General features: G+C 64.1%; 17 protein-coding genes. 3 read left to right on the top strand and 14 right to left on the bottom strand.

Annotated features, from left to right (window positions below; all coding sequences use genetic code 11):
- On the bottom strand, positions 1 to 1,170 hold the full coding sequence (gene lptG / locus HUX88_RS26255) for an LPS export ABC transporter permease LptG (protein ID WP_117014601.1): 1,170 nt from the start codon (positions 1,168 to 1,170) through the stop codon (positions 1 to 3).
- The gene (gene lptF, locus HUX88_RS26250; protein ID WP_229213361.1) at positions 1,167 to 2,273 is read right to left on the bottom strand and encodes an LPS export ABC transporter permease LptF; all 1,107 of its coding nucleotides are present in this window, start codon (positions 2,271 to 2,273) and stop codon (positions 1,167 to 1,169) included. Before lptF ends, lptG begins: the two co-directional genes overlap by 4 nt.
- 131 nt (positions 2,274 to 2,404) lie before the next feature.
- Here lptF and HUX88_RS26245 point away from each other — a divergent pair, with 131 nt between their 5' ends.
- Positions 2,405 to 3,898, top strand: coding sequence for a leucyl aminopeptidase (locus HUX88_RS26245; RefSeq protein WP_117014603.1), 1,494 nt, complete (start codon positions 2,405 to 2,407; stop codon positions 3,896 to 3,898).
- A gap of 15 nt (positions 3,899 to 3,913) precedes the next feature.
- Here HUX88_RS26245 and HUX88_RS26240 read toward each other — a convergent pair whose 3' ends face one another.
- The 4 genes from HUX88_RS26240 to HUX88_RS26225 form a co-directional block, all read right to left on the bottom strand.
- Positions 3,914 to 5,620: a methyl-accepting chemotaxis protein gene (locus HUX88_RS26240; protein WP_373886844.1), complete on the bottom strand. Its 1,707-nt coding sequence runs from the start codon at positions 5,618 to 5,620 to the stop codon at positions 3,914 to 3,916.
- Between the two features lie 175 nt (positions 5,621 to 5,795).
- Positions 5,796 to 6,239: a hypothetical protein gene (locus HUX88_RS26235; RefSeq protein ID WP_161096782.1), complete on the bottom strand. Its 444-nt coding sequence runs from the start codon at positions 6,237 to 6,239 to the stop codon at positions 5,796 to 5,798.
- Between the two features lie 60 nt (positions 6,240 to 6,299).
- Positions 6,300 to 6,488: a DUF1653 domain-containing protein gene (locus HUX88_RS26230; RefSeq protein WP_117014606.1), complete on the bottom strand. Its 189-nt coding sequence runs from the start codon at positions 6,486 to 6,488 to the stop codon at positions 6,300 to 6,302.
- A gap of 6 nt (positions 6,489 to 6,494) precedes the next feature.
- On the bottom strand, positions 6,495 to 6,902 hold the full coding sequence (locus HUX88_RS26225; protein WP_117014607.1) for a hypothetical protein: 408 nt from the start codon (positions 6,900 to 6,902) through the stop codon (positions 6,495 to 6,497).
- A gap of 420 nt (positions 6,903 to 7,322) precedes the next feature.
- Here HUX88_RS26225 and xth point away from each other — a divergent pair, with 420 nt between their 5' ends.
- Positions 7,323 to 8,087 carry an exodeoxyribonuclease III gene (xth, locus tag HUX88_RS26220; protein WP_117014608.1) on the top strand — a complete coding sequence of 255 codons (765 nt, stop codon included), beginning with the start codon at positions 7,323 to 7,325 and terminating at the stop codon, positions 8,085 to 8,087.
- Here the strand turns inward: xth and HUX88_RS26215 are convergent, their stop codons facing one another.
- The 8 genes from HUX88_RS26215 to prpB form a co-directional block, all read right to left on the bottom strand.
- Positions 8,088 to 11,747, bottom strand: coding sequence for an EAL domain-containing protein (locus HUX88_RS26215; RefSeq protein WP_176363665.1), 3,660 nt, complete (start codon positions 11,745 to 11,747; stop codon positions 8,088 to 8,090).
- A gap of 177 nt (positions 11,748 to 11,924) precedes the next feature.
- The gene (locus tag HUX88_RS26210; RefSeq protein WP_176363664.1) at positions 11,925 to 13,598 is read right to left on the bottom strand and encodes a cation acetate symporter; all 1,674 of its coding nucleotides are present in this window, start codon (positions 13,596 to 13,598) and stop codon (positions 11,925 to 11,927) included.
- On the bottom strand, positions 13,595 to 13,903 hold the full coding sequence (locus tag HUX88_RS26205; protein WP_117014610.1) for a DUF485 domain-containing protein: 309 nt from the start codon (positions 13,901 to 13,903) through the stop codon (positions 13,595 to 13,597). Before HUX88_RS26205 ends, HUX88_RS26210 begins: the two co-directional genes overlap by 4 nt.
- A 98-nt stretch (positions 13,904 to 14,001) precedes the next feature.
- Entirely contained in the window at positions 14,002 to 15,903 is a 1,902-nt protein-coding gene (locus HUX88_RS26200) for a propionate--CoA ligase (protein WP_176363663.1), read from the bottom strand.
- A gap of 25 nt (positions 15,904 to 15,928) precedes the next feature.
- Positions 15,929 to 17,119 carry a 2-methylaconitate cis-trans isomerase PrpF gene (gene prpF, locus HUX88_RS26195; protein WP_117014764.1) on the bottom strand — a complete coding sequence of 397 codons (1,191 nt, stop codon included), beginning with the start codon at positions 17,117 to 17,119 and terminating at the stop codon, positions 15,929 to 15,931.
- A 2-nt stretch (positions 17,120 to 17,121) separates the two neighbouring features.
- Positions 17,122 to 19,719, bottom strand: a complete 2,598-nt coding sequence (gene acnD, locus HUX88_RS26190; RefSeq protein WP_176363662.1) for a Fe/S-dependent 2-methylisocitrate dehydratase AcnD — start codon at positions 19,717 to 19,719, stop codon at positions 17,122 to 17,124.
- The gene (prpC, locus tag HUX88_RS26185) at positions 19,719 to 20,864 is read right to left on the bottom strand and encodes a 2-methylcitrate synthase (RefSeq protein ID WP_176363661.1); all 1,146 of its coding nucleotides are present in this window, start codon (positions 20,862 to 20,864) and stop codon (positions 19,719 to 19,721) included. Before prpC ends, acnD begins: the two co-directional genes overlap by 1 nt.
- 21 nt (positions 20,865 to 20,885) lie before the next feature.
- Entirely contained in the window at positions 20,886 to 21,773 is an 888-nt protein-coding gene (gene prpB / locus HUX88_RS26180) for a methylisocitrate lyase (protein ID WP_117014614.1), read from the bottom strand.
- A 153-nt stretch (positions 21,774 to 21,926) separates the two neighbouring features.
- Between prpB and prpR the strand changes: the two genes are divergently transcribed.
- Complete coding sequence (gene prpR, locus HUX88_RS26175) at positions 21,927 to 23,591, top strand: propionate catabolism operon regulatory protein PrpR (RefSeq protein ID WP_176363660.1); 1,665 nt, start codon at positions 21,927 to 21,929, stop codon at positions 23,589 to 23,591.
- Positions 23,592 to 23,630: the final 39 nt, after the last annotated feature.

The raw sequence follows: 23,630 nt of genomic DNA, 5'->3' as shown, positions 1-23,630 counted from the left end.
CTAATGCCGCTCCACCCACCACAAGGCCCCAAGGGCCAGCAGCAGGAATAATATACTTGGCGCGATCGCCGTGACGATCGCCGGGAAGGCGCTCAGCATGCCCAGGTGGGAGAACAGGGAGTTCACCAGCTGGAAGCTGACACCGATCATGATACCGACAAAGATCTTCAGGCTCACGCCACCGCTGCGCGTGTGCAGGTAGCCGAACGGCAGCGCCAGCGCCATCAGCACGAAGATGGCCAGCGGGTCGAACAGCTTTTTCCAGAACGCGATCTTGAAGCGCTCCGTCTCCTGCTTGTTCTCCTGCAGGTGGCGGGTGTAGACGGCCAGCTCGCTGGCCGACATGCGCTCCGGGTCCGAGCCGGCCACCGCCAGGATCTTCGGCGTGACCTCGGACAGCAAGTCCTTGGTGGCGCTATGGCGGGTTTCGATCAGGCTGGTGTCCTGCGCGAAGTTGTTGGCCAGGTTGGCCTCGCTGCCCGGCTTGAGCAGCGCCGGATTGGTAAAGATATTTTCCGTGACGTCCGACAGCTGCCAGCTGTTGTTGCCCTTGAAGGTACCCATCTTGGCCAGCGTGATGGAGCGCAGGCGGAAGCTGGTGTCGAATTCGTAGAGCTTGACGTCGACCAGCGTGCCGTCCGGCTGCACCTGCCGCACGTTGAAGAAGCGCGAGCCGGTCACGGTCCCGCTCATGCCGTCCGACTTGACGATATCCTTGGTCCACAGCCCGGAGCGGAACTCCGACGAGATCGCGGCGCCGCGCGCGCTCAACTTGATTTTCTCCGCCAGCGGCGCGGTGCGCGGCGACACCAGCTCACCGAAGATGAAGGTGACGATCACCAGCACGAAGCCGATCTTGGCCAGCATCCACCCAACCATCCCGGTCGACATGCTGGCAGCGCGCATGATGGTGAACTCGGACGTCGCCGCGAACTGCGCCATGGTGTAGATGGTGCCGATCAGCGCCGCCAGCGGCATCACCTCGTACACGTGGGCCGGCAGGCGCACCAGCACATACAGGAAGGCGTACTGGATGGTGTAGCCGTTCTTGCCGACCGACGGCAGCTCGCCCGTCAGGTCGAAGAACGCCTGCAGCGCCAGGAGGGCGACCACCAGGAATGCCACCGCCTGGAAAATCGTGACGGCGAAATAGCGTTGCAGGATCTTCATGGCGATACGGCTTTCTTGTCAGCGGCGCGCGAGCGCTTCAGCGCCGCCAGCAACGCCAGCGGATGGTAACGATGGTTGAGATTGAGGCGCCACGCGAACAACGCGACCACCAGCAGCATGACGATCAGGTGCAGCGGCCACCAGGACAGCGCGAACACCGATTTGCCCTGCTTGACGTTGGCCTCCACCAGCTTGACCAGATTGCTGTAGCTGAAGAAGATCAGCACCGCGATGATCAGGTTGGCCGAGCTGCCCGCGCGCGGATTGACAAAGCCCAGCGGAATCGCCAGCAATATCAGCACCAGGCAGGTAACCGGCGAGGCGATGCGCCACAACAGTTCCGCGCGGCCGGCCGGCGTGACGTCGTACAGCAGCTCCATGATCGGCACGGCGGCGACATTGCGCTCGGACTCCAGGTCCTGGGTCTGGTTGGTCACGCGCATGCTGTAGCTTTCGAACTCCATGGTCTGGAAGTCCGACTGGCCGGGCGTGCCCTGGTAGCGGCGGCCGTTCTTGAGCACCAGATAGCGTTCACCCTTGGCGCCGGTGTTGACCACGCCCTCGCGCGCGACGATGACGGCGGTGCCGTGTTCGTCGATCGTGTTGACGAACACGTTCTGCACCACGGCGCTCTTGCCGGCAACGCCTTCAACGAAGAAGATGCGGTTGGCCGACGCCGATTCCTTGAACTGGCCCGGCGAAACCTTCTGCAGGTCCTCGCGCTTTTCGAAGCGCTCCACGTACTCCGAGCTTTTCTGCTTGGCCCATGGCGTGGCGATGAAGCTCAGGGCCGCGGTGGCCAGCACCAGCGGCAGGCCGAAGACCAGCACCGGCGCGATCCACCGGGTCAGGCTCAGGCCGGAGGCGAACCACACCACCATCTCGGAATCGCGATAGGTGCGCGTGACGACCATCAGCACCGAAATAAAGCTGGTGAGGATCACAAGAGTTGGCAGATAATTCAAGGCTGCGAAAGCGATCAGCGCGAGCACGTCGCCGGAGGCCACCTTGCCGCCGGCGGCCATGCCGAGGACAGTGATCAGGGTCCAGGTGACGCAGATGCTGAACAATACGGTGAAGGTGGCGCCGGCGGCACTTGCCATTTCACGTCTCAAGGCGCGTTGAAAGATCATTCGAAAGTTATAATTCGGTAGTTAAGGGCCTCACTGGGCCACAAGTTTAAATAACAGCCTGACAAACAGGCTGGCAATTCGTACACGACACGGAGAATCAAATGGACTTTAGCATAAAAGCATTCGACACAAAAAACACCATCGCTTCGGCCAAAGCCGGCGTTGTCGCCGTCGCGGTCTTTGAGAACAAGAAGCTGTCGCAGGCCGCCAAGGCGCTGGACGGCTCAGGTGAAATCACGGCTGCGCTGAAGTCCGGCGACATCTCCGGCAAGGCCGGCACCACCCTGCTGCTGCGCGGCGCGAAAGGCGCGAGCGCCGAGCGCGTGCTGCTGGTGGGCCTGGGTAGCGACGATGCCGTCAGCGAGAAGAATTTCGCCAGCGGCGTGACCGCGGCGCTGAAGGCTTTCTCCGCGCTGGGCGCGAGCGACGCTATTATCGCACTGCCGATGACCGAAGTGAAAGAGCGCGATGTGAATTGGGCGATCCGCTGCGTGGTGCAAAGCGCGCACGAAAGCGTGTTCCGCACCGATGGCCAGAAGAGCAAGAAGGATCCTGCGCCGACCGGCGTGAAGAAAATCGCGCTGGCGGTCCCGAACACCGCCGCCACCAAGCTGGCGCTGGCCCAGGCCGTGGCGATCGCCAACGGCATGGACCTGACCAAGGAACTGGGCAACCTGTCGGCCAATGTCTGCACCCCGACCTACCTGGCCAACACCGCCAAAAAACTCGGCAAGGACTACAAGTTCGACATCGAAGTGCTGGACCGAAAACAGCTCGAAGCGCTGAAGATGAACAGCTTCCTGTCGGTGACCAACGGCAGCGAGCAGCCGCCGAAGTTCATCATCCTCAAGCACATGGGCGGCAAACCGAAGGATGCGCCGGTGGTGCTGGTCGGTAAAGGCATCACCTTCGACACCGGCGGCATCTCGCTGAAAGCCGGTCCGGGCATGGACGAGATGAAGTACGACATGGGCGGCGCCGCTTCGGTGCTGGGCACCTTCCGCGCCATCGGCGAGATGAACCTGAAGCTGAACGTGATCGGCGTGATCGCCGCCTGCGAGAACATGCCTTCCGGCCGCGCCACCAAGCCGGGCGACATCGTCACCTCGATGAACGGCCTGACCATCGAGATCCTCAACACCGACGCCGAAGGCCGCCTGGTGCTGTGCGACGCGCTGGCCTACGCCGAGCGCTTCAACCCGGCCGCGGTGATCGACATCGCCACGCTGACCGGCGCCTGCATCGTCGCCCTGGGCCACCACAAGAGCGGCCTGTTCACGCGCGACGACGAAGTGCACAACAAGCTGGCCGACGAGATCATGGCGGCCGGCAAAGCCGCAGGCGACACCGCATGGCGCCTGCCGATCGGCGAAGAGTACAACGAGCAGCTCAAGTCCAACTTCGCCGACCTGGCCAACATCGGCACGCCGGGCGGCGCCTCGTGCACCGCCGCGGCCTTCCTGGAGAACTTCACCCGCAAGTACACCTGGGCGCACCTGGACATCGCCGGCACCGCATGGAAATCGGGCGGCGCGAAAGGCGCCACCGGCCGCCCTGTGCCGCTGCTGTCGAACTTCCTGATCAACCGCGCGTAAGCACGGTTAGCACAGTCAGAACTCCTCCCACCCTTCGGCGCCGGCCGCCAATGCGGCCGCCGCGCCGACTAATCCCGGCGCCGGCAGCCTGGCCGGCACTTGGCCGGCTTGGCCCGCCTTGCGGACCAGGGGCAGCACCGCCGTCGGCGCGCCGGCGCGTCCGCCTTCCAGCTTGAACACACCGACCATCTGCACCAGTCCCGCCGCCTGATCCTGCAAGGACGCGGCGGCGGCGCTGGCCTCTTCCACCAGCGCGGCGTTTTGCTGCGTCACCTGATCCATCTGCGTAATGGCCTGGCTGACCTGGTCGATGCCGGCGCTCTGTTCCTGCGTGGCCGTGGTGATGCCGCCCATGATGTCGGTGACCCGGTGGATGCTGTCGACAATGTCGCCCATCGTGGCGCCGGCCTGGTCGACCAGCTTCGATCCCGCCTCCACCTTCTCCACCGAATCACCGATCAGCACTTTGATTTCCTGGGCGGCGGCCGCGCTGCGCTGCGCCAGGTTGCGCACCTCGGTGGCGACGACGGCGAAGCCGCGTCCCTGCTCGCCGGCGCGCGCCGCCTCCACCGCCGCGTTCAGCGCCAGGATGTTGGTCTGGAAGGCGATGCCGTCGATGACGCCGATGATGTTGCTAATCTTGCCGGCCGATTCGTTGATCGAGCCCATGGTGCCGACCACCTGCGCCACCACGCTGCCGCCCTTGAGCGCGATGGCCGACGCCGACATGGCCAGCTCATTGGCAAGGCGCGCGCTGTCGGCGTTCTGCTTGACGGTCGACGCCAATTCGTCCATCGATGACGCGGTTTCCTCCAGCGCGGCGGCCTGCTGCTCGGTGCGCGAAGACAGATCGAGGTTGCCGGCCGCGATCTGCACCGACGCCGATTCGATCGCGCCTGAACGGTCGTGCACCTGGCCGACGATGCCGGCCAGGCTGTCGCGCATGGTCTTCATCGCGAACACCAGGCTGGAACGGTCGTGCGGCGCGGTGTCGATGGCCACGCTCAGGTCGCCGGCCGCGATGCGCGTGGCGATACCGGCCGCGTAGGCCGGTTCGCCGCCCAGTTGCCGCAGCAGGCTGCGCGTGATCAGCACCGCCGCGACAACGCTGCACAGCAGCGCCAACGCGCCGAGCACCAGCATCAGCGAGCGGGTTTCCTGGTAGGCTTGCTTGATGGCGGCCGCGCCTTCGACGTTTTGCTTCTCCTCGATGACGGCCAGTTCGCGCAGCAATTCCCACCACTTCTTCTGCACCGGACGGAACTCGAAGCGCAGCAGATGATAGGCCTCGCTGTTTTTCTTTTCCTGGATCAGCTCCTTCGCCTTGGCGATGAAGGGTGCGGCCAGCAAGGCCTGCGCCCGGATCTTGGCGTACAGCGCGGCCTCCTCGGGCGTGGCGCTGTTATGGTCGGAGAACATCTCGCCCAGCTTGTTCTGGACTTCGTCGTATTTATCGCTCTGCGCCGCGATGCGCTTGAGTTCGATCTGGATCTCGTCGCGCTGATCCTCGGGCAGCAGGATCAGGTTGCGCAGCGCCAGCGCGCGCTCGGTCACCGTCAAATCCATTTTCGCCACCAGCTTGGACTCCACGCTGTTGACGTCGACGATCTCGTCCACCCGCTCCTGCATGCGCCCCATGCGCAGGATGCCGAACATCGTCACGATGACCAGCAACAGCGCCACCAAACCAAACCCCATGCCCAACCGTGTTACCACCCTCATGCCCGAATTACGCATACACCGCCTCATATCTGTAACAATTAATAATATTTACATATTCAACATTACTAATAGTAACAAATATTGCCGCTCGGCAAATATAGGAATTATCCTATTCAGGTGTAGGAATCGGATTAGCGTGGTAGGAATAATCCTACACGCAAGGCATGGCCGCTGCCTAGTACAGCGTCACCCCGGGGGCCGGCGGAGGCAAGCCATCGCGCTGGGCGTCCGCGTGCATCACCACCGTCAGCGTGGCCGGATAGTCGTAGCCGGCGCCGGTGTTCTTGTCGATGAAGTAGCCCACGCCGGCGGTCAGCACCACATTGCCCCACAGGTTGCCGTCCGCCTTGGAGTCGACCTTTTCGTAGGCCCAGCCGGCCCCCTCCTTCTGGCAATCGATGCGCAGCGGGCCGGAGCTCTTGCGCAGGGTGACGCGCGCGGGCGTGGTCACAAACCATTTGCCGACGTCGTTGTACAGCACGCAGCCGACGCCGGCGATTTCGCGGTGGTCGAGCACGGTTTGCACCAGCACGTTTTGTTGGGTGGATTCAGTCAGGGAAGCGCAGCCGGATAGCAAGGCCAGCAGCGCGGAGACGCCGGCAACGGGGCGGAAATACATGGTCTGCCTCAGGGTTAGTGGGTCAGACCAGTGTAGCAGCCCGCAAGCGGATCTATATGGTCAATCAAGGGGCGTAAAGCGTTGCACTTTTACGCCATCGACTTCCAGGATTTCAAAAAACACGTCTTTCGGCCGGGTCCAGATGGAACCGTCGGCGGCGCGATAAACGATCATGGTACTCAGATCGGATTCCAGGGTGGCCTCGCACACCAGCTCGTAGAGGCCCCCTTTGTAGTGCCTGAAACGCATCCGGGATCAGGCGTTATGCCGTTCCGGTGCGGCAGCCACAGTGCGAACATCCGCCTGTTCCTGCTGCTTCTTCTTCAGACCCTGTACCACTTTCAGGATATCGTCCATGCCGCGTTCGCCGCCCAGCGTGGAGAACGCATCCAGCACTTCGTTCAACACCTGGTTGCGCACCGCAGCCTCGTCGGAATTGATGACAGGCGGCCGTTGCACGGCGGCCTTGGCCTTTTCCAGCGCGGCGGCTTCCTTTTGCGCGGCGGTCTTGCGGCCGCCAGGCGTTTTGCCGTGCTCTAACGCTGCCTGCCAGATGACCCAGCGGCGTTGCGTTTCAAAAACCAGGTATTCTTCTGGTTTGTCTTCCCGGCGTCGGACGATGTGACCGTCTTTCTGCGCCCACGTCTCAAATGCAGCTCGCATTTTTTTATTCCTTTGTAAATGCGCTACGCGCAATTCACTGTTAAAACCACAAGTAATTTCCGTATAGTACCATTTATTGTTAAACCACAACACTAAAATGCACCCGGCCAGCTACTATTTTTAATTGCGTTGCGGAAATACAAGTTTTCCGCATTATTTGTATCAGTATATTTCTCTTTTGCTTACTTTGTCTTTGTTTACCGTTCTATTTTGACAACAATGAGACACCCCTAGCAATTATTTTTTGATTTCACACATTTTGCAACATTTTAGGCGCTGGTAGTGCGCGCACGAAAGAGTTTTTCATGTTTTTTTATAAAAATCGTCAACTTGACAATCTCATGTGTTAAATCAAGATGCTGTAAGATTCGTTCAAGTAGGCAACCGCCACCCCGAAAACCCGCAAGGATACTGACCCAGATGAAAATAGCCACATGGAATGTTAACTCACTCAACGTTCGGCTGACGCACGTCTTGAAATGGCTAGAGGAGAACCCTATCGATGTCCTCTGTATTCAAGAAACAAAATTGACTGACGACAAGTTTCCGGCCGCCGCCATCGAGGCCGCCGGCTACCATGTGGTCTACAGCGGGCAAAAAACCTACAACGGCGTGGCCATCCTGTCCAAGCTGCCGATCGCCGACGTGATCAAGAACAACCCACGCTACGAGGATGCGCAGCAGCGCATCCTGGCCGCCACCATCGACGGCGTGCGCGTGGTGTGCGCCTACGTGCCCAACGGCCAGAGCGTCGATTCCGACAAGTATGAATACAAGCTGGGCTGGCTGTCCGCCTTCCACGACTGGATCAAGGAAGAAGCCGCGCTGCACCCGCAACTGGCGGTGCTGGGCGACTACAACATCGCGCCGGAAGACCGCGACGTCCACGATCCGGCCGCGTGGGCGGGCCAGGTGCTGGTGTCCGACAAGGAGCGCGCCGCCCTCACCCGCCTGCTCGACATCGGCCTGACCGATTCCTACCGCCTGTTCGAACAGCCGGAAAAGTCGTTCAGCTGGTGGGACTACCGCGCGCTGGGTTTCCGCCTCAACAAGGGCCTGCGCATCGACCACATCCTGCTGTCGCCGGCGCTGGTGGCCCGCTGCAGCGCCTGCGTGATCGACCGCGCGCCGCGCAAATGGGAACAGCCGTCCGACCACGCGCCGGTGATCGCCACGCTCGATTAACTAGATTCGCGGCAGCAGCAGCTGGGCCGTCGCGTGCGGCACCGGCTGCGAAAATAAATATCCCTGCGCATACTGGCAACCGTTGCGCTGCAACAACGCATACTGTCCTTCAGTCTCCACGCCCTCCGCCACCACCGACAATTGCAGGCTGTCCGACAGCGCGATGATGGCCGCCACGATCGCGCGGTCCTCCGCGCTTTCCTCCAGCTCCTTGATGAAGGCGCGGTCGATCTTGATCTTCTTGACCGGGAAGCGCTTCAAATACGCCAGGCTCGAATAGCCGGTGCCGAAATCGTCGATCGACAAGCGGATGCCCATGGCGTTGATCTGGCCCAGGATGTCCAGCGTCTGCTCGCCGTGCTGCATCAGCGCCGTCTCGGTGATCTCGAATTCGATCAGCGACGGATCGATGCCGGTTTCGTCGAGGATGGCGCGGATCGATTCGATCAGCCCGCGATGCATGAACTGGCGCGGCGACAGGTTCACCGCCAGCGGCACCGGCGCCAGCCCGGCGCGCAGCCACGCCATGCTTTGCTGGCAGGCCTGGCGTATCACCCATTCGCCGATCGGCACGATCAGGCCGTTCTCCTCGATGATGGGAATGAAGTGGTCCGGCAGCACCAGCTGGCCGGTACCGCCGCCGCGCCGCCAGCGCAGCAGCACCTCCATCGTGTGCAGGCGGCGCGTGCCGATGTCCATGATCGGCTGGAAGTGCAGCTCGAACTCGTCCTGCGCCAGCGCGCCGCGCAGGCTGGACTCCAGCTCGAAGTGCTGCGCCGCCGTCTGGTTCATCGCCTCCTTGAAGTACTGGTAATTGTTCCTGCCGCTGGCCTTGGCGTGGTACATCGCGGCGTCGGCGTGGCGCATCAGCGTCTCGACGTCGCCGCCGTCGTCCGGGTACACGCAGATGCCGATCGACGGCGTGATGTGCAGGTTGCGGCCCTCCAGCGGGAAGCTCTCCGACAAGGCCTCGATGATCTTCTCGGCCACGTGGCTGGCCTCCTCGGACGAGCGGATGCCGGGCACCAGCACCACGAACTCGTCGCCACCCAGGCGGGCCACGGTGTCGCTGGCGCGCACCGCGCGGCACAAACGGCTCGCCACTTCCTTGAGCAGCTGGTCGCCGGTCATGTGGCCGAGCGAATCGTTGATGGTCTTGAAGCGGTCAAGGTCGATGAACATCACCGCCAGGCGGCGCTCCGAACGCTGCGCCGCCAGCATGGCGCGGTCCAGGCGGTCCGACAGCAACGCGCGGTTCGGCAGGCCGGTCAGGCTGTCGTGGTAGGCCATGTGGTGCACGCGCGCCTCGGCCTGGCGCCGCTCGACGATCTCGCCCTGCAGCAGCGCATTGGCGCCGGCCAGTTCGGCGGTGCGCTCCAGCACCCGCACTTCCAGCTCGTCGCGCGCGCGGCTCACCGCTTCCGCCGCCTCGCGCCGTTCGGTGATGTCGTCCACCAGCCACACCGAGCGCCCGGTGGCCTGCGCCAGGTCGAACGGCCGGCCCGACAGGCGGCCCCAGAACGTGCTGCCGTCCTTGCGCACCAGCTGGTATTCGGAGGCGTGCACGCGGCCGGCGTGGAAGTCCAGCGCGGTGGCGGCGCGCGCCTGTTCCCACGCGTCCTTGTCGGCGTAGAAGGCCTGTACGCTCAACTGGTTCATCCCACCCGGCGCGTAGCCGAACAGCTCTTCCATCTTGGTGTTGCAGCGCAGGTTGCGGCCGTGCTCCACCACCGAGATGCCCAGCACCGCGCTGTCCAGGATGGCCTGGTTTTCCAGCAGCGCGTTGCGCAGCGATTCCTCGGCGCGCTTTTGCTCGGTGCGGTCCTCGATCACCCAGATCGTGCCCTGGGTCGGATCGTCGGGATTGACCACGTAGCCGATCAGCTGCGCCCACAAGGTGGTGTCGTCGGCGCGGCGCAACTCCATCTCGATCTGGAACGGCTTGCCGATCGAGAGGAAGGGATAGGCCTGCTCGCCCAGCTTGTCGTACGATTCCTGCGAGACGTAAAGCGCGCGGCCGGGCAGGCCCAGGCCGGAGTCGCCCTCGTAGCGGAACATCTCCGCGAAGCCGCGGTTGTAGCGCGTGATGATGCGGTTCTTGGTAAACAGGATGCTCATCGAGGCGTTGGTCATGATGGCCTCGACCTCCATCTGGGTCTGGCGCGTGCTGGTCACGTCCTCCAGGATCCAGATGGTGCCGCCGTCGCTATGCTCGTCGTCCACCGCCTTGGCGCGCACGCGGCACCAGAACAGGCCACCGTCCCTGCGCTTGAACTGGCATTCCTTCTTCTCGAACGGCTGGCCCGCGCCCAGCAGCGGCGCCGCCTCGCGGCCGAATTCCTCGTAGTGCTCCGCCGACGGGAACACCATCGCCGACGGCTGCCCCAGCATCTCGTCGATGTCGTAGCCGAACATCTCGGCCATGCGCGGATTACAGCTCAACATGATCTGCGCCTTGCTGAACAGGATGCCGACCGAGGCGTTGTCCAGGATCGCCTTCTGCTCCAGCAGCAGTTGCCGGGTCTCTTCCTCGTGGCGCTTTTGCGCGCTGCGGTCGTCGAAGATCCAGATCGTGTCCTGCTGCGTGCGGCCCGGATTGATCACGTAGCCGAAGGCGTGCGCCCAGAAGGTCGAACCGTCCTGGCGTCGCATCTCCATCTCGGCCTGGTACGGTTTGCCGCGCGCCAGCAGCGGACGGGCTTTCCTCACCACCGCGTCGAACGCTTCCTGCGATGGATACAGCGTCGACGTCAGCTGGCCCACGCCGCTGTCGTCGTTGAAGCCGAAGAATTCGGCGAAGCGGCGGTTGTAGCGCAGGATGCGGTTGTCGCGCTGGAAGCCGATCGCCAGCGGCGCGCTGTCCATGATGGCCTGCATCTCCAGCAGCGCGCGGCGCAGCTTCTCGACGTCGATGCGGTGATCGTTGATGTCCTCCATGATCCACACCGTGCCCTCGGCGGTGTGGATAGGATCGATGGCGCGGCCGTACAGGCGGGCCCAGAACACCGAGCCGTCCTTGCGCCGCATCTGCGCGTCCTGCATGAAGGGCAGGCCTTGCGACAGCGGCGGACGGGCATTGCGGCTTAGTTCGAGAAACGCCGCCTCGTTCGGATACACGGTCACGCTGGACATGCCCTCCAACTCGTGGCGGCTGTAGCCCAGCATTTCGGCGCAGCGGATATTGCATTCCTGGATAACGCCGTCCTTGGTGAACAGGATGCCGACGGCGGCATTCTCCAGGATGGCCTGCTGCTCCAGCAGCGTCTTGCGCAGCGCGCGCTGGTCGCGCTCCGCCGCGCTGATGTCGTGGAAGACCACGGTGGCGCCCTGCACCGCCGCGCCGGCCGGCAACGGCTTGCTCCACGCCTGGACCGACAGGTATTGGCCGCTGGCGCAGGTCAGGCAGCTGTCCCAGCGCTGCGTGGTGTTGGCCGCGTTGGCCGCGTCCAATGTCGCGTCCAGCGCCTTCATACTGGCGCCGCGCACATGGCGCGCGAACAGGTCGGCCAGCGGCTTGCCGCATGGGTCGAAGCCCAGCAAGTCCGCCAGTTCCTGATTCGCGGCCAACACCATGCCATCGATGCCGTAGGCGCACGCGGGAACGCCGATCAGCGCCAGGGCGTCGGCTACGAAATCAGGATTGGTCGAAACTCGGTTCATGTACACCAAAGGCACCCATTCTAAGATGCCACCTTGCCAGTTACTTCTCGGCAGCATAGTTGGCAGATCATAAACCACAATGGGCGCATTAGCCATCGCCCATGCCGGCGGCGGCCCTAAAAACGACAATGCCCGGCGAACCGGGCATTGCTGTCTTCTGACTACTTGACAATTACATCAGTGCGCGCTGGCGCCGGCGGCGCCGATGCCGGTTTCGGAGCGCATTTCCTGCGCCTCGTAGCCGGCGCGGTCGATGCGTGCGCGCGGGCTGCGGTCCAGCACGGAGACCAGCCAGATGCTGACGAAGGCGATCGGCATCGAGAAGATGGCTGGCGACGCATAAGGGAACAGCGCGTCGGCATGGCCCAGCACATCGACCCACACCGATTTCGACACCACGGTCAGCACCACGGCGGTGATCAGGCCGACGAAGCCGCCGATGGTGGCGCCACGGGTGGTGCAATCCTTCCACAGCACCGACATGAACAGCACCGGGAAGTTGGCCGAGGCGGCGATGGCGAAGGCCAGCGACACCATGAACGCGATGTTCTGCTTCTCGAACACGATGCCCAGCACCACGGCGACGATGCCCAGTGCGACGGTGGTCAGGCGCGACACATACAGTTCCTTGGCGCTGGTGGCCTTGCCCTTTTTGATAACAGTGGCATACAGGTCATGCGACACCGCCGATGCGCCGGACAAGGTCAGGCCGGCCACCACCGCCAGGATGGTGGCGAAAGCCACGGCGGAGATAAAGCCCAGGAAGACGTTACCCCCCACTGCCTTGGCCAGGTGAATAGCGGCCATGTTATTCCCGCCCAGCAGTTTGCCGGCGGCGTCCTTGAACTCGGGATTGGTGCTCACCAAAACGATGGCGCCGAAGCCGATGATGAAGGTCAGGATGTAGAAGTACGCGATCCAGCTGGTGGCCCAGAACACCGACTTGCGCGCTTCCTTCGCGCTTGGCACGGTGAAGAAGCGCATCAGGATGTGCGGCAGGCCGGCGGTGCCGAACATCAGCGCCATGCCGAACGAGATCGCCGACACAGGATCTTTGATGAAGGTGCCGGGGCCCATGATGGCGTCCTTCTTGGCGTGGATTTCCACCGACTTGGCGAACAGCGCCTCGGGGCTGAAGTTGAACTGCGCCAGCACGACGACCGCCATGAAGGTGGCGCCGCCGAGCAGCATCACGGCCTTGATGATCTGCACCCAGGTGGTGGCGGTCATGCCGCCGAACAGCACGTAGACCATCATCAGCGTACCGACCAACACCACGGCGATCCAGTACTCAAGGCCGAACAACAGTTTGATCAGCTGCCCCGCGCCGACCATCTGCGCGATCAGGTAGAACGCCACCACCACCAGCGTGCCGGAGGCGGAGAAGATGCGGATCGGCGCCTGCTTGAAGCGGTAGGCGGCGACGTCGGCGAAGGTGAAGCGGCCCAGGTTGCGCAGGCGCTCCGCCATCAGGAAGGTGATCACCGGCCAGCCGACCAGGAAACCGATGGCGTAGATCAGGCCATCGTAACCGTTCAGGAACACGGCGGCGGAAATGCCGAGGAAGGATGCAGCCGACATGTAGTCGCCGGCGATGGCCAGACCGTTCTGGAAGCCGGTGATGCCGCCGCCGGCGGTGTAAAAGTCGGACGCGGACTTGGTCTTGGCCGCCGCCCACTTGGTGACGAACAGCGTGAAAATGACGAAGGCGCCGAACATGATGATCGCGGTCCAGTTGATCGGCTGCTTCACCGCCTGGCCGAGATCCGCACCAGCCGCCAGCGCCGCGCCGCTGGCGCCGAGCAGCGTCAGGGCACCAAGGCCGCACAGGCCACGCTTGGCGGCGCTCATGCTTTCACCCGGTCGTGGATGGCCTGGGTCAGGTCGTCGAACTGCTTGTTGGCGCGGCGGACGTAGGCGCCGGTGATCAGCACCGTGAACACGATCACGAACAACCCGATCGGCATCCCCCAGGTCATCACGCCGGCGCCGGTTTTCGACGCCAGCAGCTCCTTGTCGAAAGCGATGAGCAGGATGTAGCCGTAATAAACCAGCATCATTACCGCCGTCAGCGCCCAACCGAAACGGGAGCGCGTCCTGACCAGCTTGTGGTAGCTGGGGTCGCGCTTTATTTTTTGAACCAGATCGTCATGCATGACTTGTCTCCTATAGTTTATCTGCAGCCTATGCTCTTTTCTTTTCGAGCTTGACTCCACAATAAACCGCCATGCTTACCGGCCCCTTACGCGCACAACTACTTTTTCACATCGCCATACAGTGCGCGTTGTATCTGCTGCAGCGAAGCCGGATCTTCAATCGCCGTCAGGTCGCCCGGATTGCGGCCTTCGCAGATAGCCTGTATCGAGCGGCGCAGCAGTTTGCCGGAACGGGTCTTGGGCAGCTGCGGCACGAAGTACACGCGCGACGGCCGCGCCACAGCGCCCAGCTGGTGATCGACCACGCCGAGTATCTCGCGCTCCTGCGCGGCGCGGCCCGCGTCGTCGGCGGTGCGGGTCGCGTCCTTGACGATGACGAAGGCAACCGCCACCTGGCCTTTGAGCTTGTCCTCCACGCCGACCACCGCCACTTCCGACACGTTGGCGTGGCTGGAGATGGACTCCTCGATCTCGCGCGTGCCGAGACGATGGCCGGCGACGTTGATCACATCGTCGGTGCGGCCGAGGATGAAGTAGTAGCCGTCGGCGTCGCGCACGCCCCAGTCGAAGGTCGAGTAGACCTGCTGGCCGTCGAAGGTGGACCAGTAGGTGTCGACGAAGCGCTGGTCGTCGCCGTACACGGTCTGCATGCAGCCCGGTGGCAGCGGGCCGTCGATCACCACCACGCCCTTCTCGTTGGCGGCGCATTCCTCGCCGGTGGATTCGTTGAGCAGCTTGACCTTGTAGCCGTACATCGCCACGCCGGGGCTGCCCAGGCGCGTCGGCAGGTCCTCGACGCCCTTGGCGATCGACAGGATGGGCCAGCCGGTTTCGGTCTGCCAGTAGTTGTCGATGATGGGCACGCCCAGCTCGTCGTGTATCCATTGCGACGTGGTTTCGTCCAGCGGCTCGCCGGCCAGGTACAGCGCGCGCAGCGACGACAGGTCGTACTTGCGCATGAACTCCGGCGGCTGCTTGCGCAGCACGCGGATCGCCGTCGGCGCCGAGAACATGCGCGTGACCTTGTACTTCTCGACGATGCTCCACCAGATGCCGGCGTCCGGGCAGATCGGCAGGCCTTCGTACATGATGGTCGCCATGCCGGCGATCAGCGGGCCGTAGACGATGTAGGAATGGCCGACCACCCAGCCGATGTCGGAGGTGGCGAAGAAGGTCTCGCCGGCGTTGCCGCAGAAGTTGTACTTCATCGACGACGCCAGCGCCACCGCGTAGCCGCCGACGTCGCGCTGCACGCCTTTCGGCTTGCCGGTGGTGCCGGAGGTGTAGAGGATGTACGAAGGCTCGTTCGATTCCAGCCAGGTCACGGGCACGTGCGCGTCCATGTGGGCGGCGCGCAGGCTGGCCCAGTCCTCGTCGCGGCCGGCCACCACTTCCATCGGCGCCAGGTTGCGGTTCACCAGCAGCACCTTGGCCGGCTTGGCGGCCGACAGCGTGATCGCTTCGTCCAGCAGGTACTTGTAGGGGATGGCCTTGCCGTTGCGCGAACCCGCGTCGGCGGAGACAATCAGCGCCGGCTTGGCGTCGTCGATGCGGCTGGCCAGGCTGTTGGCGGCAAAGCCGCCGAACACCACCGAGTGGATGGCGCCGATGCGGGCGCAGGCTAGCATCGCGAACGCCGCCTCGGCGATCATCGGCATGTAGATCAGCACCCGGTCGCCACGGCCGACGCCCAGCGACTGCATCATCGCGGCGGTGCGTTCGACTTCGGTGCGCAGTTCGTTGAACGAGTAGCTGCGCTCCGTGTTGGTTTCGGTGGAGATGGCGATCAGCGCGGCGCGGTCGCCCTGCGTGGCGCACCATCGGTCCACCGCGTTGTGACACAGGTTGGTCTGCCCGCCGACGAACCACTTCGCGAACGGAGGATGGGAATAATCCAGCACCTTGGTGCATGGGGCGTTCCAGTCGATGAGCGCTGCTTCGTCCTGCCAGAATTGTTCAGGCGTGACGATAGAGCGCCGATAGAAATCAGCGTAATTCATGTCTCCTCCGTTATGTGTGTGTCGCTTAGAACGTATCGCCGGGGACTCGTACCCAGCCTTCCATCAGCACGCGGGCGCTGCGGCTCATGACCGCTTTTGTTACGCTCCACTCTCCATTTTGTTGGGTCGCCTGCGCCCCCACCCGCAACGTGCCGGACGGATGGCCGAAGCGCACCGCCTCGCGCGCGCCGCCGCCCGCCGCCAGGTTCACCAGCGTGCCCGGTATCGCAGCGGCGGTGCCGATGGCCACGGCGGCCGTGCCCATCATCGCGTGGTGCAGCTTACCCATCGACATGGCGCGCACCAGCAGGTCCACGTCGGTGGCGGCGACCTGCTTGCCGCTGGACGAGGTGTACGGCGCCGGTTTGGCGACGAAGGCCACCTTGGGCGTGTGCTGGCGCGTGGCCGCGTCGTCGATATGCTTGATGAGGCCCATGCGCAGCGCGCCGTGCGCGCGTATGAGCTCGAACCGCGCCAGCGCCTTGGGATCGCTGTTGATGGCGTCCTGCAGTTCGGTGCCGAGGTAGCCGATGTCTTCCGCGTTGACGAAGATGGTCGGAATGCCGGCGTTGATCATGGTCGCCTTCATGGTGCCGACGCCAGGCACTTCCAGCTCGTCGACCAGCTGGCCGGTCGGGAACATCGAGCCGCCAGCGCCCTCCTCTTCCGCCGCCGGGTCCATGAATTCCAGCTGCACTTCGGCCGCCGGGAAGGTGACGCCGTCGAGTTCAAAGTCACCGGTTTCCTGCACTTCGCCGTTGGTCATCGGTACGTGGGCGATGATGGTCTTGCCGATGTTGGCCTGCCATACGCGCACCACGGCCATGCCGTCGCGCGGAACGCGGGCAGCGTCCACCAGGCCGCCGCTGATGGCGAAGGCGCCGACGGCGGCGGACAGGTTGCCGCAGTTGCCGCTCCAGTCGACGAAGGCCTTGTCGATGGAGACCTGGCCGAACAGATAGTCGACGTCGTGGTCAGGCCTGGTGCTCTTGGCCAGGATCACCGTCTTGCTGGTGCTGGAGGTGGCGCCGCCCATGCCGTCGATCTGTTTGCCGTAGGGGTCCGGGCTGCCGATCACGCGCAGCAGCAAGGCGTCGCGCGCGGCGCCCGGTTGCTGCGCGGCTTCCGGCAGATCCTGCAGCCGGAAGAACACGCCCTTGCTGGTGCCGCCACGCATATACGTGGCGGGGATCTTGATTTGCGGTTGATGAGCCATGATCATGCAGCCTTCGCGGATTCAAGGAAGTCCTGCGCGAAGCGCTGCAACACGCCGCCCGCTTCGTAGATCGACACCTCTTCCGCCGTATCGAGGCGGCAGATCACCGGCACTTCGACGCGCTCGCCGTTGCGACGATTGACCACCAGCGTCAGCGTCGAACGCGGGGTGCGCTCGCCGATCACGTCGTAGCTTTCGGTGCCGTCCAGCGCCAGCGTCAGGCGGTTCACGCCCGGCTGGAACTCCAGCGGCAGCACGCCCATGCCCACCAGATTGGTGCGGTGGATGCGTTCGAAGCCTTCGGCCACGATGGCTTCCACGCCCGCCAGACGCACGCCCTTGGCCGCCCAGTCGCGCGACGAGCCTTGGCCGTAGTCGGCGCCGGCGATCACGATCAGCGGCTGCTTGCGTTCCATGTAGGTCTCGATGGCTTCCCACATGCGGGTGACTTTGCCCTCCGGCTCCACGCGCGCCAGCGAACCGGCTTTGACTTTGCCGTCGGCGTCGCGCACCATCTCGTTCTTCAGCGTCGGATTGGCGAAAGTGGCGCGTTGCGCGGTCAGGTGGTCGCCGCGGTGGGTGGCGTAGGAGTTGAAGTCCTCTTCCGGCAGGCCCATTTTCGCCAGGTACTCGCCGGCCGCGCTGTTCAACATGATCGCGTTCGACGGCGACAGGTGGTCGGTGGTGATGTTGTCGCCCAGGACCGCCAGCGGCAGCATGCCCTTCAGCGGACGAGCACCGGCCAGCGCGCCCTCCCAGTACGGCGGACGGCGGATGTAGGTGGTCTGCGGACGCCAGTCGTACAGCGGCTTCACTTTCACGCCGTCGTCTTCCTGCTTGGCGAACATCGGGATGTAGACCTTGTTGTACTGCGCCGGCTTGACGCTGGACGCGACCAGCGCGTCGATTTCTTCGTCGGTCGGCCAGATGTCCTTCAGCGTGACCGGCTGGCCGTTGGCGTCGAGGCCGAGGACATCCTTTTCGATATCGAAGCGGATCGTGCCGGCGATGGCGTAGGCCACCACCAGCGGCGGCGAAGCCAGGAAGGCCTGCTTGGCGTATGGGTGGATGCGGCCGTCGAAGTTGCGGTTACCCGACAATACAGCGGTGGCGTACAGGTCGCGGTCGATCACTTCCTTCTGGATCACCGGATCGAGCGCGCCGGACATGCCGTTGCAGGTGGTGCAGGCGTATGCGACCACGCCGAAGCCCAGCTGCTCCAGCTCGGGCATCAGGCCCGCTTCCTCCAGGTACAACGTCACGGTCTTGGAGCCGGGCGCCAGCGAGCTTTTCACCCATGGCTTGCGGGTCAGGCCGCGCGCGTTGGCGTTGCGGGCCAGCAGGCCGGCGGCGATCATGTTGCGCGGGTTGTTGGTGTTGGTGCAGCTGGTGATGGCGGCGATGATGACGGCGCCGTCAGGCATCAGGCCAGGCTCGTTCTCCACCACGCCGCTGATGCCGCGCGCGGCCAGCTCGGAGGTCGGCACGCGGTTGTGCGGATTCGACGGACCGGCGATGGTACGCACCACCGACGACAGGTCGAACTTCAGCACGCGCTCGTACTCGGCGGTCTTCAGGGCTTCGCCCCACAGCCCGGTCTCTTTGGCGTAGGTCTCCACCAGCTTGACCAGTTCATCATCGCGGCCGGTCAGCTTGAGGTACTTGATGGTCTGCTCGTCGATGTAGAACATCGCGGCGGTGGAGCCGTATTCCGGCGCCATGTTGGAGATGGTCGCGCGGTCGCCCAGCGTCAGGTGCGATGCGCCCTCGCCGAAGAACTCCAGGTAGGACGAGACGACCTTCTGTTTGCGCAGGAACTCGGTCAGCGCCAGCACGGTGTCGGTGGCGGTGATGCCGGCCTGCGGCTTGCCCGTCAGTTCAACGCCGATGATGTCCGGCAGCCGCATCCACGATGCGCGGCCCAGCATCACGCTCTCCGCTTCCAGGCCGCCGACGCCGATGGCGATCACGCCCAGCGCATCGACCATCGGCGTGTGCGAATCGGTGCCGACCAGCGTATCCGGGAAGGCCACGCCGTCCACGGCCTGAATGACCGGCGACATGCGTTCCAGATTGATCTGGTGCAGGATGCCGTTACCCGGCGGGATCACGTCGACGTTCTTGAACGCCTTCTTGGTCCAGTTGATGAAATCGAAGCGGTCCTCGTTGCGGCGGTCCTCGATGGCGCGGTTCTTGTCGACGGCGTCGGGATCGAAGCCGCCGCATTCGACGGCCAGCGAGTGGTCGACCACCAACTGGGTCGGCACCACAGGATTGACCAGCGCGGGATCGCCGCCTTGCAGCGCGATGGCGTCGCGCAGGCCGGCCAGGTCGACCAATGCGGTCTGGCCGAGGATGTCGTGGCAGACCACGCGCGCGGGGAACCATGGGAAGTCCAGGTCGCGTTTACGCTCGATCAGTTGCGACAGCGAGGCATTGAGCGTCGCAGGATCGCAGCGGCGCACCAGGTTCTCGGCCAGCACACGCGAGGTGTATGGCAGCTTGGCCCAGGCGCCCGGCTGGATCGCGTCGACCGCGGCGCGCGCGTCGAAGTAATCGAGCTTAGTACCCGGCAGGGATTTGCGGAATTGGGTGTTCATTATTTGCGGTCCTTGATCGGCACGAATTTCAGGTCTTCAGGACCGACGTAGTTCGCGCTTGGACGAATGATCTTGTTGTCGATGCGCTGTTCGATGATGTGCGCGGCCCAGCCGGACGTGCGCGAGATGACGAACAGCGGCGTGAACATCGCGGTCGGCACACCCATCATGTGGTAGGACACGGCCGAGAACCAGTCCAGGTTCGGGAACATCTTCTTGATGTCCCACATGACGGTTTCCAGGCGCTCGGCGATGTCGAACATCTTCATCGAGCCGGCTTCCTGCGACAGATTGCGCGCCACTTCCTTGATGACGACGTTGCGCGGGTCGGAGATGGTGTACACCGGATGGCCGAAGCCGATCACCACTTCCTTGTTGGCGACGCGGTTGCGGATGTCCGCTTCGGCTTCGTCGGCGTTTTCGTAGCGCTTCTGGATCTCGAAGGCGAATTCGTTGGCGCCGCCGTGTTTGGGGCCGCGCAGCGCGCCGATCGCGCCGGTGATGGCGGAGTGGATGTCCGAACCCGTGCCGGCGATGACGCGGCTGGTGAAGGTGGAGGCGTTGAACTCGTGTTCCGCGTACAGGATCAGCGAGGTGTGCATCGCCTGCACCCAGCTGTCGGATGGCTTCTCGCCGTGCAGCAGGTGCAGGAAGTGGCCGCCGATGGAGTCGTCGTCGGTTTCCACGTCGATGCGCTTGCCGTTGTGGCTGAAGTGGTACCAGTACAGCAGCATCGAGCCGAAGGAAGCCATCAGGCGGTCGGCGATGTCGCGCGCGCCCGGCACGTTGTGGTCATCCTTTTCCGGCAGCGTGCAGCCGAGTACCGAGACGCCGGTACGCATCACGTCCATCGGGTGCGCCGATGCGGGCAGTGCTTCCAGTGCGGCTTTCAGCGATGCCGGCAGGCCGCGCAGCGAACGCAGTTTGGCTTTGTAGCCTTTCAGTTCGGCTCTGGTCGGCAGTTTGCCGTGGACCAGCAGGTAGGCGATTTCTTCGAACTCGCAGGTGTTGGCGACGTCGAGGATGTCGTAGCCGCGGTAGTGCAGGTCATTGCCGGTTTTGCCGACGGAGCACAGTGCGGTGTTACCTGCGGTGACGCCGGACAGGGCGACGGATTTTTTTGGCTTGAAGGTAGCTTCGGTCATTTCAGGGTCTCCTCGAATCGATTATTTTTTCTGTGCGGCGAACAGTGCATCCAGCTTCTGCTCGAAGCTGTGGTAGTTGATGCGTTCATACAGTTCGGCGCGGGTTTGCATGGTGTCGACCACGTTCTGCTGGGTGCCGTCGCGGCGGATCGCGCCGTAGACGTTTTCCGCGGCCTTGTTCATGGCGCGGAAGGCGGACAGCGGATACAGCACCAGGCCCACGTCGGCGCCGCGCAATTCGTCCACGGTGAACAGCGGCGTCGAGCCGAATTCGGTGATGTTGGCCAGCACCGGCACTTTGACGGCGGCGGCGAATTTTTTGTACATATCGAGGCTGATCATCGCCTCCGGGAAGATCATGTCCGCGCCGGCTTCGACGCAGGCGACGGCGCGCTCGATGGCGGCGTCCAGTCCTTCGACGGCCAGCGCGTCGGTGCGGGCCATGATGACGAAGTTCTCGTCGGTGCGCGCATCGACGGCGGCGGCGATGCGGTCGACCATCTCCTGCTTGGTGACGATCTCCTTGCCCGGACGGTGGCCGCAGCGCTTGGCGCCGACCTGGTCTTCGATGTGCATGGCGGCGGCGCCGAACTTGATCATGGACTTGACGGTGCGCGCCACGTTGAAGGCGGAGGCGCCGAAGCCGGTGTCGACGTCGACCAGCAGCGGCAGGTCGCACACGTCGGTGATGCGGCGCACGTCGGTCAGCACGTCGTCCAGGTTGGAGATGCCCAGGTCCGGCAGTCCGAGCGAACCCGCCGCGACGCCGCCACCGGAAAGGTAGATCGCCTTGAAACCGGCGCGCTTGGCCAGCAGGGCGTGGTTGGCGTTGATCGCGCCGACCACCTGCAGTGGGGATTCTTCCTGGACGGCTTTGCGGAACGCGGCGCCTGCGGAGTATTGACTCATGTTCTGACCTTTCAATGTTGCAGTGAAGTTGGTCTATGCTTTGCAAGCGGCGTGCCAGATAGGCACACCATATAAATCAATGACTTACAAAATAGCGGCGTTACACTTATGTTTCAATTTGAAACATCGAAACAGATGAACTACAATTGAAACATGCGCCACTCCACGCCCCTGCCCTTCGACGCCAACGACAAACCGGTCATCTGGACGGTGTCGGTGTCGCGCCTGGCCGACCTGTTCCGCGACATCACGCTGGAATACGACGAGCTGGCGACCATCGAGCCGATCAACCTGGGCTTCGACGAGGCGGCGCGCCATATCCGCGAGCGCATGGCCACCGAGCGTTGCGACGCCGTCATCGCCGCCGGCTCCAACGCCGCGTATCTGAAGGGCCGCTTGTCGGTGCCGGTGGTGATCGCCAAATTCAGCGGCTTCGATGTGATGCAGGCGCTGGCGCGCGCGCGCCGTGTGTCGGACCGCATCGGCATCGTCACCTATCAGGACCGCTTGCCGGAGCTGGCCGAATTCGCCAACACCTTCGGCTTCGATGTCGAGCAGCGCACCTACGCCACCGAGGAGGACGCGCGCGCGCAGATCAACGACCTGAAGGCCGCCGGCATCAAGGCCATCGTCGGCGCCGGCCTGATCACCGACCTGGCCGAGGAAGCGGGACTGACCGGCGTATTCGTCTACTCCGCCGCCTCGATTCGCCACGCCTTCGACGACGCGCTGGAAATGGCGCGGTTGACGCAACTCGAAGCTAACCGTAGCCGCACGCGCGGCGCGGTGGTGGCGGACACGCTGCGCGCCAAGCATGGCATCAACGACCTGCGTGGCGACTCCGCCGCGATGGAGGCGCTGCGCCAGTCGGTGGTGCTGTATGCGAAGTCCCCGGCCACGGTGCTGATACAGGCGGAAACCGGCTGCGGCAAGGAGCTGGTGGCGCAGGCCATCCACCGCGAGAGCCCGCGCACGCTGGGCCAAAACCGACCCTTCGTCGCCGTCAATTGCGGCGCCATCGCGGAATCGCTGCTGGAGTCGGAACTGTTCGGCCACGAGGAAGGCGCCTTCACCGGCGCGCGGCGCGGTGGCCACGCTGGCCTGTTCGAGGCGGCCAATCGCGGCACGCTGTTCCTCGACGAGATAGGCGAAATGCCGCTGACGCTGCAAACCCGTTTGCTGCGCGTGCTGGAGGAACGGGAAGTGGTGCGCGTGGGCGGCACGCGGCCTATCGCCGTCAACGTACGCATCATCAGCGCCACCCACTGCGACCTGGAACAGCGCGTGCGCGAAGGCCGCTTCCGCGCCGACCTGTTCTACCGGCTGGCGGTGCTGCGCCTGACCATTCCACCGCTGCGCGCGCGGCTGGAGGACGTGATGACGCTGGCCGAATGGTCGCTGAAGAACGCACTGGCGTCGCTGGGCGCGCGGCCGCATCCGAACCTGCACGCTGAGATGACGGCCTGCGCGCCGCTGCTGCAGCACTACGACTGGCCAGGCAACGTGCGCGAACTGCGCAACCTGACCGAGCGCCTGGCGTTGTTCCTCGCCGCCGAGCCGCTGCAGGCGTTGACGCCGGCCTTCGTGCTGAGCGTGGCGCCGGAACTGGCTAACCGCACGGCCCCGCTGTCCGCCGGCGCAGGTCCTGTCAACGCCGCCGGCGCGCCGCCTCTTGCCCTGCCGGCCGCGCGGCCTTCCGCCGAAAGCGCGACCGCCGTGTTGGCCCGCTTCGGCGGCCGGCGCGACGCCGCCGCCGACTATCTCGGCATCAGCCGCACCACGCTCTGGCGCAAGCTGCGCGCAGAGGCCGGCGAATAACGCCTCGCGGAGCCGTGCCCCGGCGGGCACGGCGCAAGC

Origin of the sequence: Duganella sp. BJB1802 (assembly GCF_013369445.1) — a bacterium.
In the GTDB taxonomy this organism is placed as follows: Bacteria; Pseudomonadota; Gammaproteobacteria; order Burkholderiales; family Burkholderiaceae_D; genus Rugamonas; species Rugamonas vulcania_A.
The sequence above is the reverse complement of the archived record's forward strand: the minus strand, read 5'-3'. Positions and strand labels throughout refer to the sequence as shown.

Bases quoted from the DNA above. Each gene is read 5' to 3' on its own strand.
- lptG (WP_117014601.1), bottom strand. From the start codon at position 1,170: ATGAAGATCCTGCAACGCTATTTCGCCGTCACGATTTTCCAGGCGGTG.
- lptF (WP_229213361.1), bottom strand. From the start codon at position 2,273: ATGGCAAGTGCCGCCGGCGCCACCTTCACCGTATTGTTCAGCATCTGC.
- HUX88_RS26245 (WP_117014603.1), top strand. From the start codon at position 2,405: ATGGACTTTAGCATAAAAGCATTCGACACAAAAAACACCATCGCTTCG.
- HUX88_RS26240 (WP_373886844.1), bottom strand. From the start codon at position 5,620: ATGAGGGTGGTAACACGGTTGGGCATGGGGTTTGGTTTGGTGGCGCTG.
- HUX88_RS26235 (WP_161096782.1), bottom strand. From the start codon at position 6,239: ATGTATTTCCGCCCCGTTGCCGGCGTCTCCGCGCTGCTGGCCTTGCTA.
- HUX88_RS26230 (WP_117014606.1), bottom strand. From the start codon at position 6,488: ATGCGTTTCAGGCACTACAAAGGGGGCCTCTACGAGCTGGTGTGCGAG.
- HUX88_RS26225 (WP_117014607.1), bottom strand. From the start codon at position 6,902: ATGCGAGCTGCATTTGAGACGTGGGCGCAGAAAGACGGTCACATCGTC.
- xth (WP_117014608.1), top strand. From the start codon at position 7,323: ATGAAAATAGCCACATGGAATGTTAACTCACTCAACGTTCGGCTGACG.
- HUX88_RS26215 (WP_176363665.1), bottom strand. From the start codon at position 11,747: ATGAACCGAGTTTCGACCAATCCTGATTTCGTAGCCGACGCCCTGGCG.
- HUX88_RS26210 (WP_176363664.1), bottom strand. From the start codon at position 13,598: ATGAGCGCCGCCAAGCGTGGCCTGTGCGGCCTTGGTGCCCTGACGCTG.
- HUX88_RS26205 (WP_117014610.1), bottom strand. From the start codon at position 13,903: ATGCATGACGATCTGGTTCAAAAAATAAAGCGCGACCCCAGCTACCAC.
- HUX88_RS26200 (WP_176363663.1), bottom strand. From the start codon at position 15,903: ATGAATTACGCTGATTTCTATCGGCGCTCTATCGTCACGCCTGAACAA.
- prpF (WP_117014764.1), bottom strand. From the start codon at position 17,119: ATGGCTCATCAACCGCAAATCAAGATCCCCGCCACGTATATGCGTGGC.
- acnD (WP_176363662.1), bottom strand. From the start codon at position 19,719: ATGAACACCCAATTCCGCAAATCCCTGCCGGGTACTAAGCTCGATTAC.
- prpC (WP_176363661.1), bottom strand. From the start codon at position 20,864: ATGACCGAAGCTACCTTCAAGCCAAAAAAATCCGTCGCCCTGTCCGGC.
- prpB (WP_117014614.1), bottom strand. From the start codon at position 21,773: ATGAGTCAATACTCCGCAGGCGCCGCGTTCCGCAAAGCCGTCCAGGAA.
- prpR (WP_176363660.1), top strand. From the start codon at position 21,927: ATGCGCCACTCCACGCCCCTGCCCTTCGACGCCAACGACAAACCGGTC.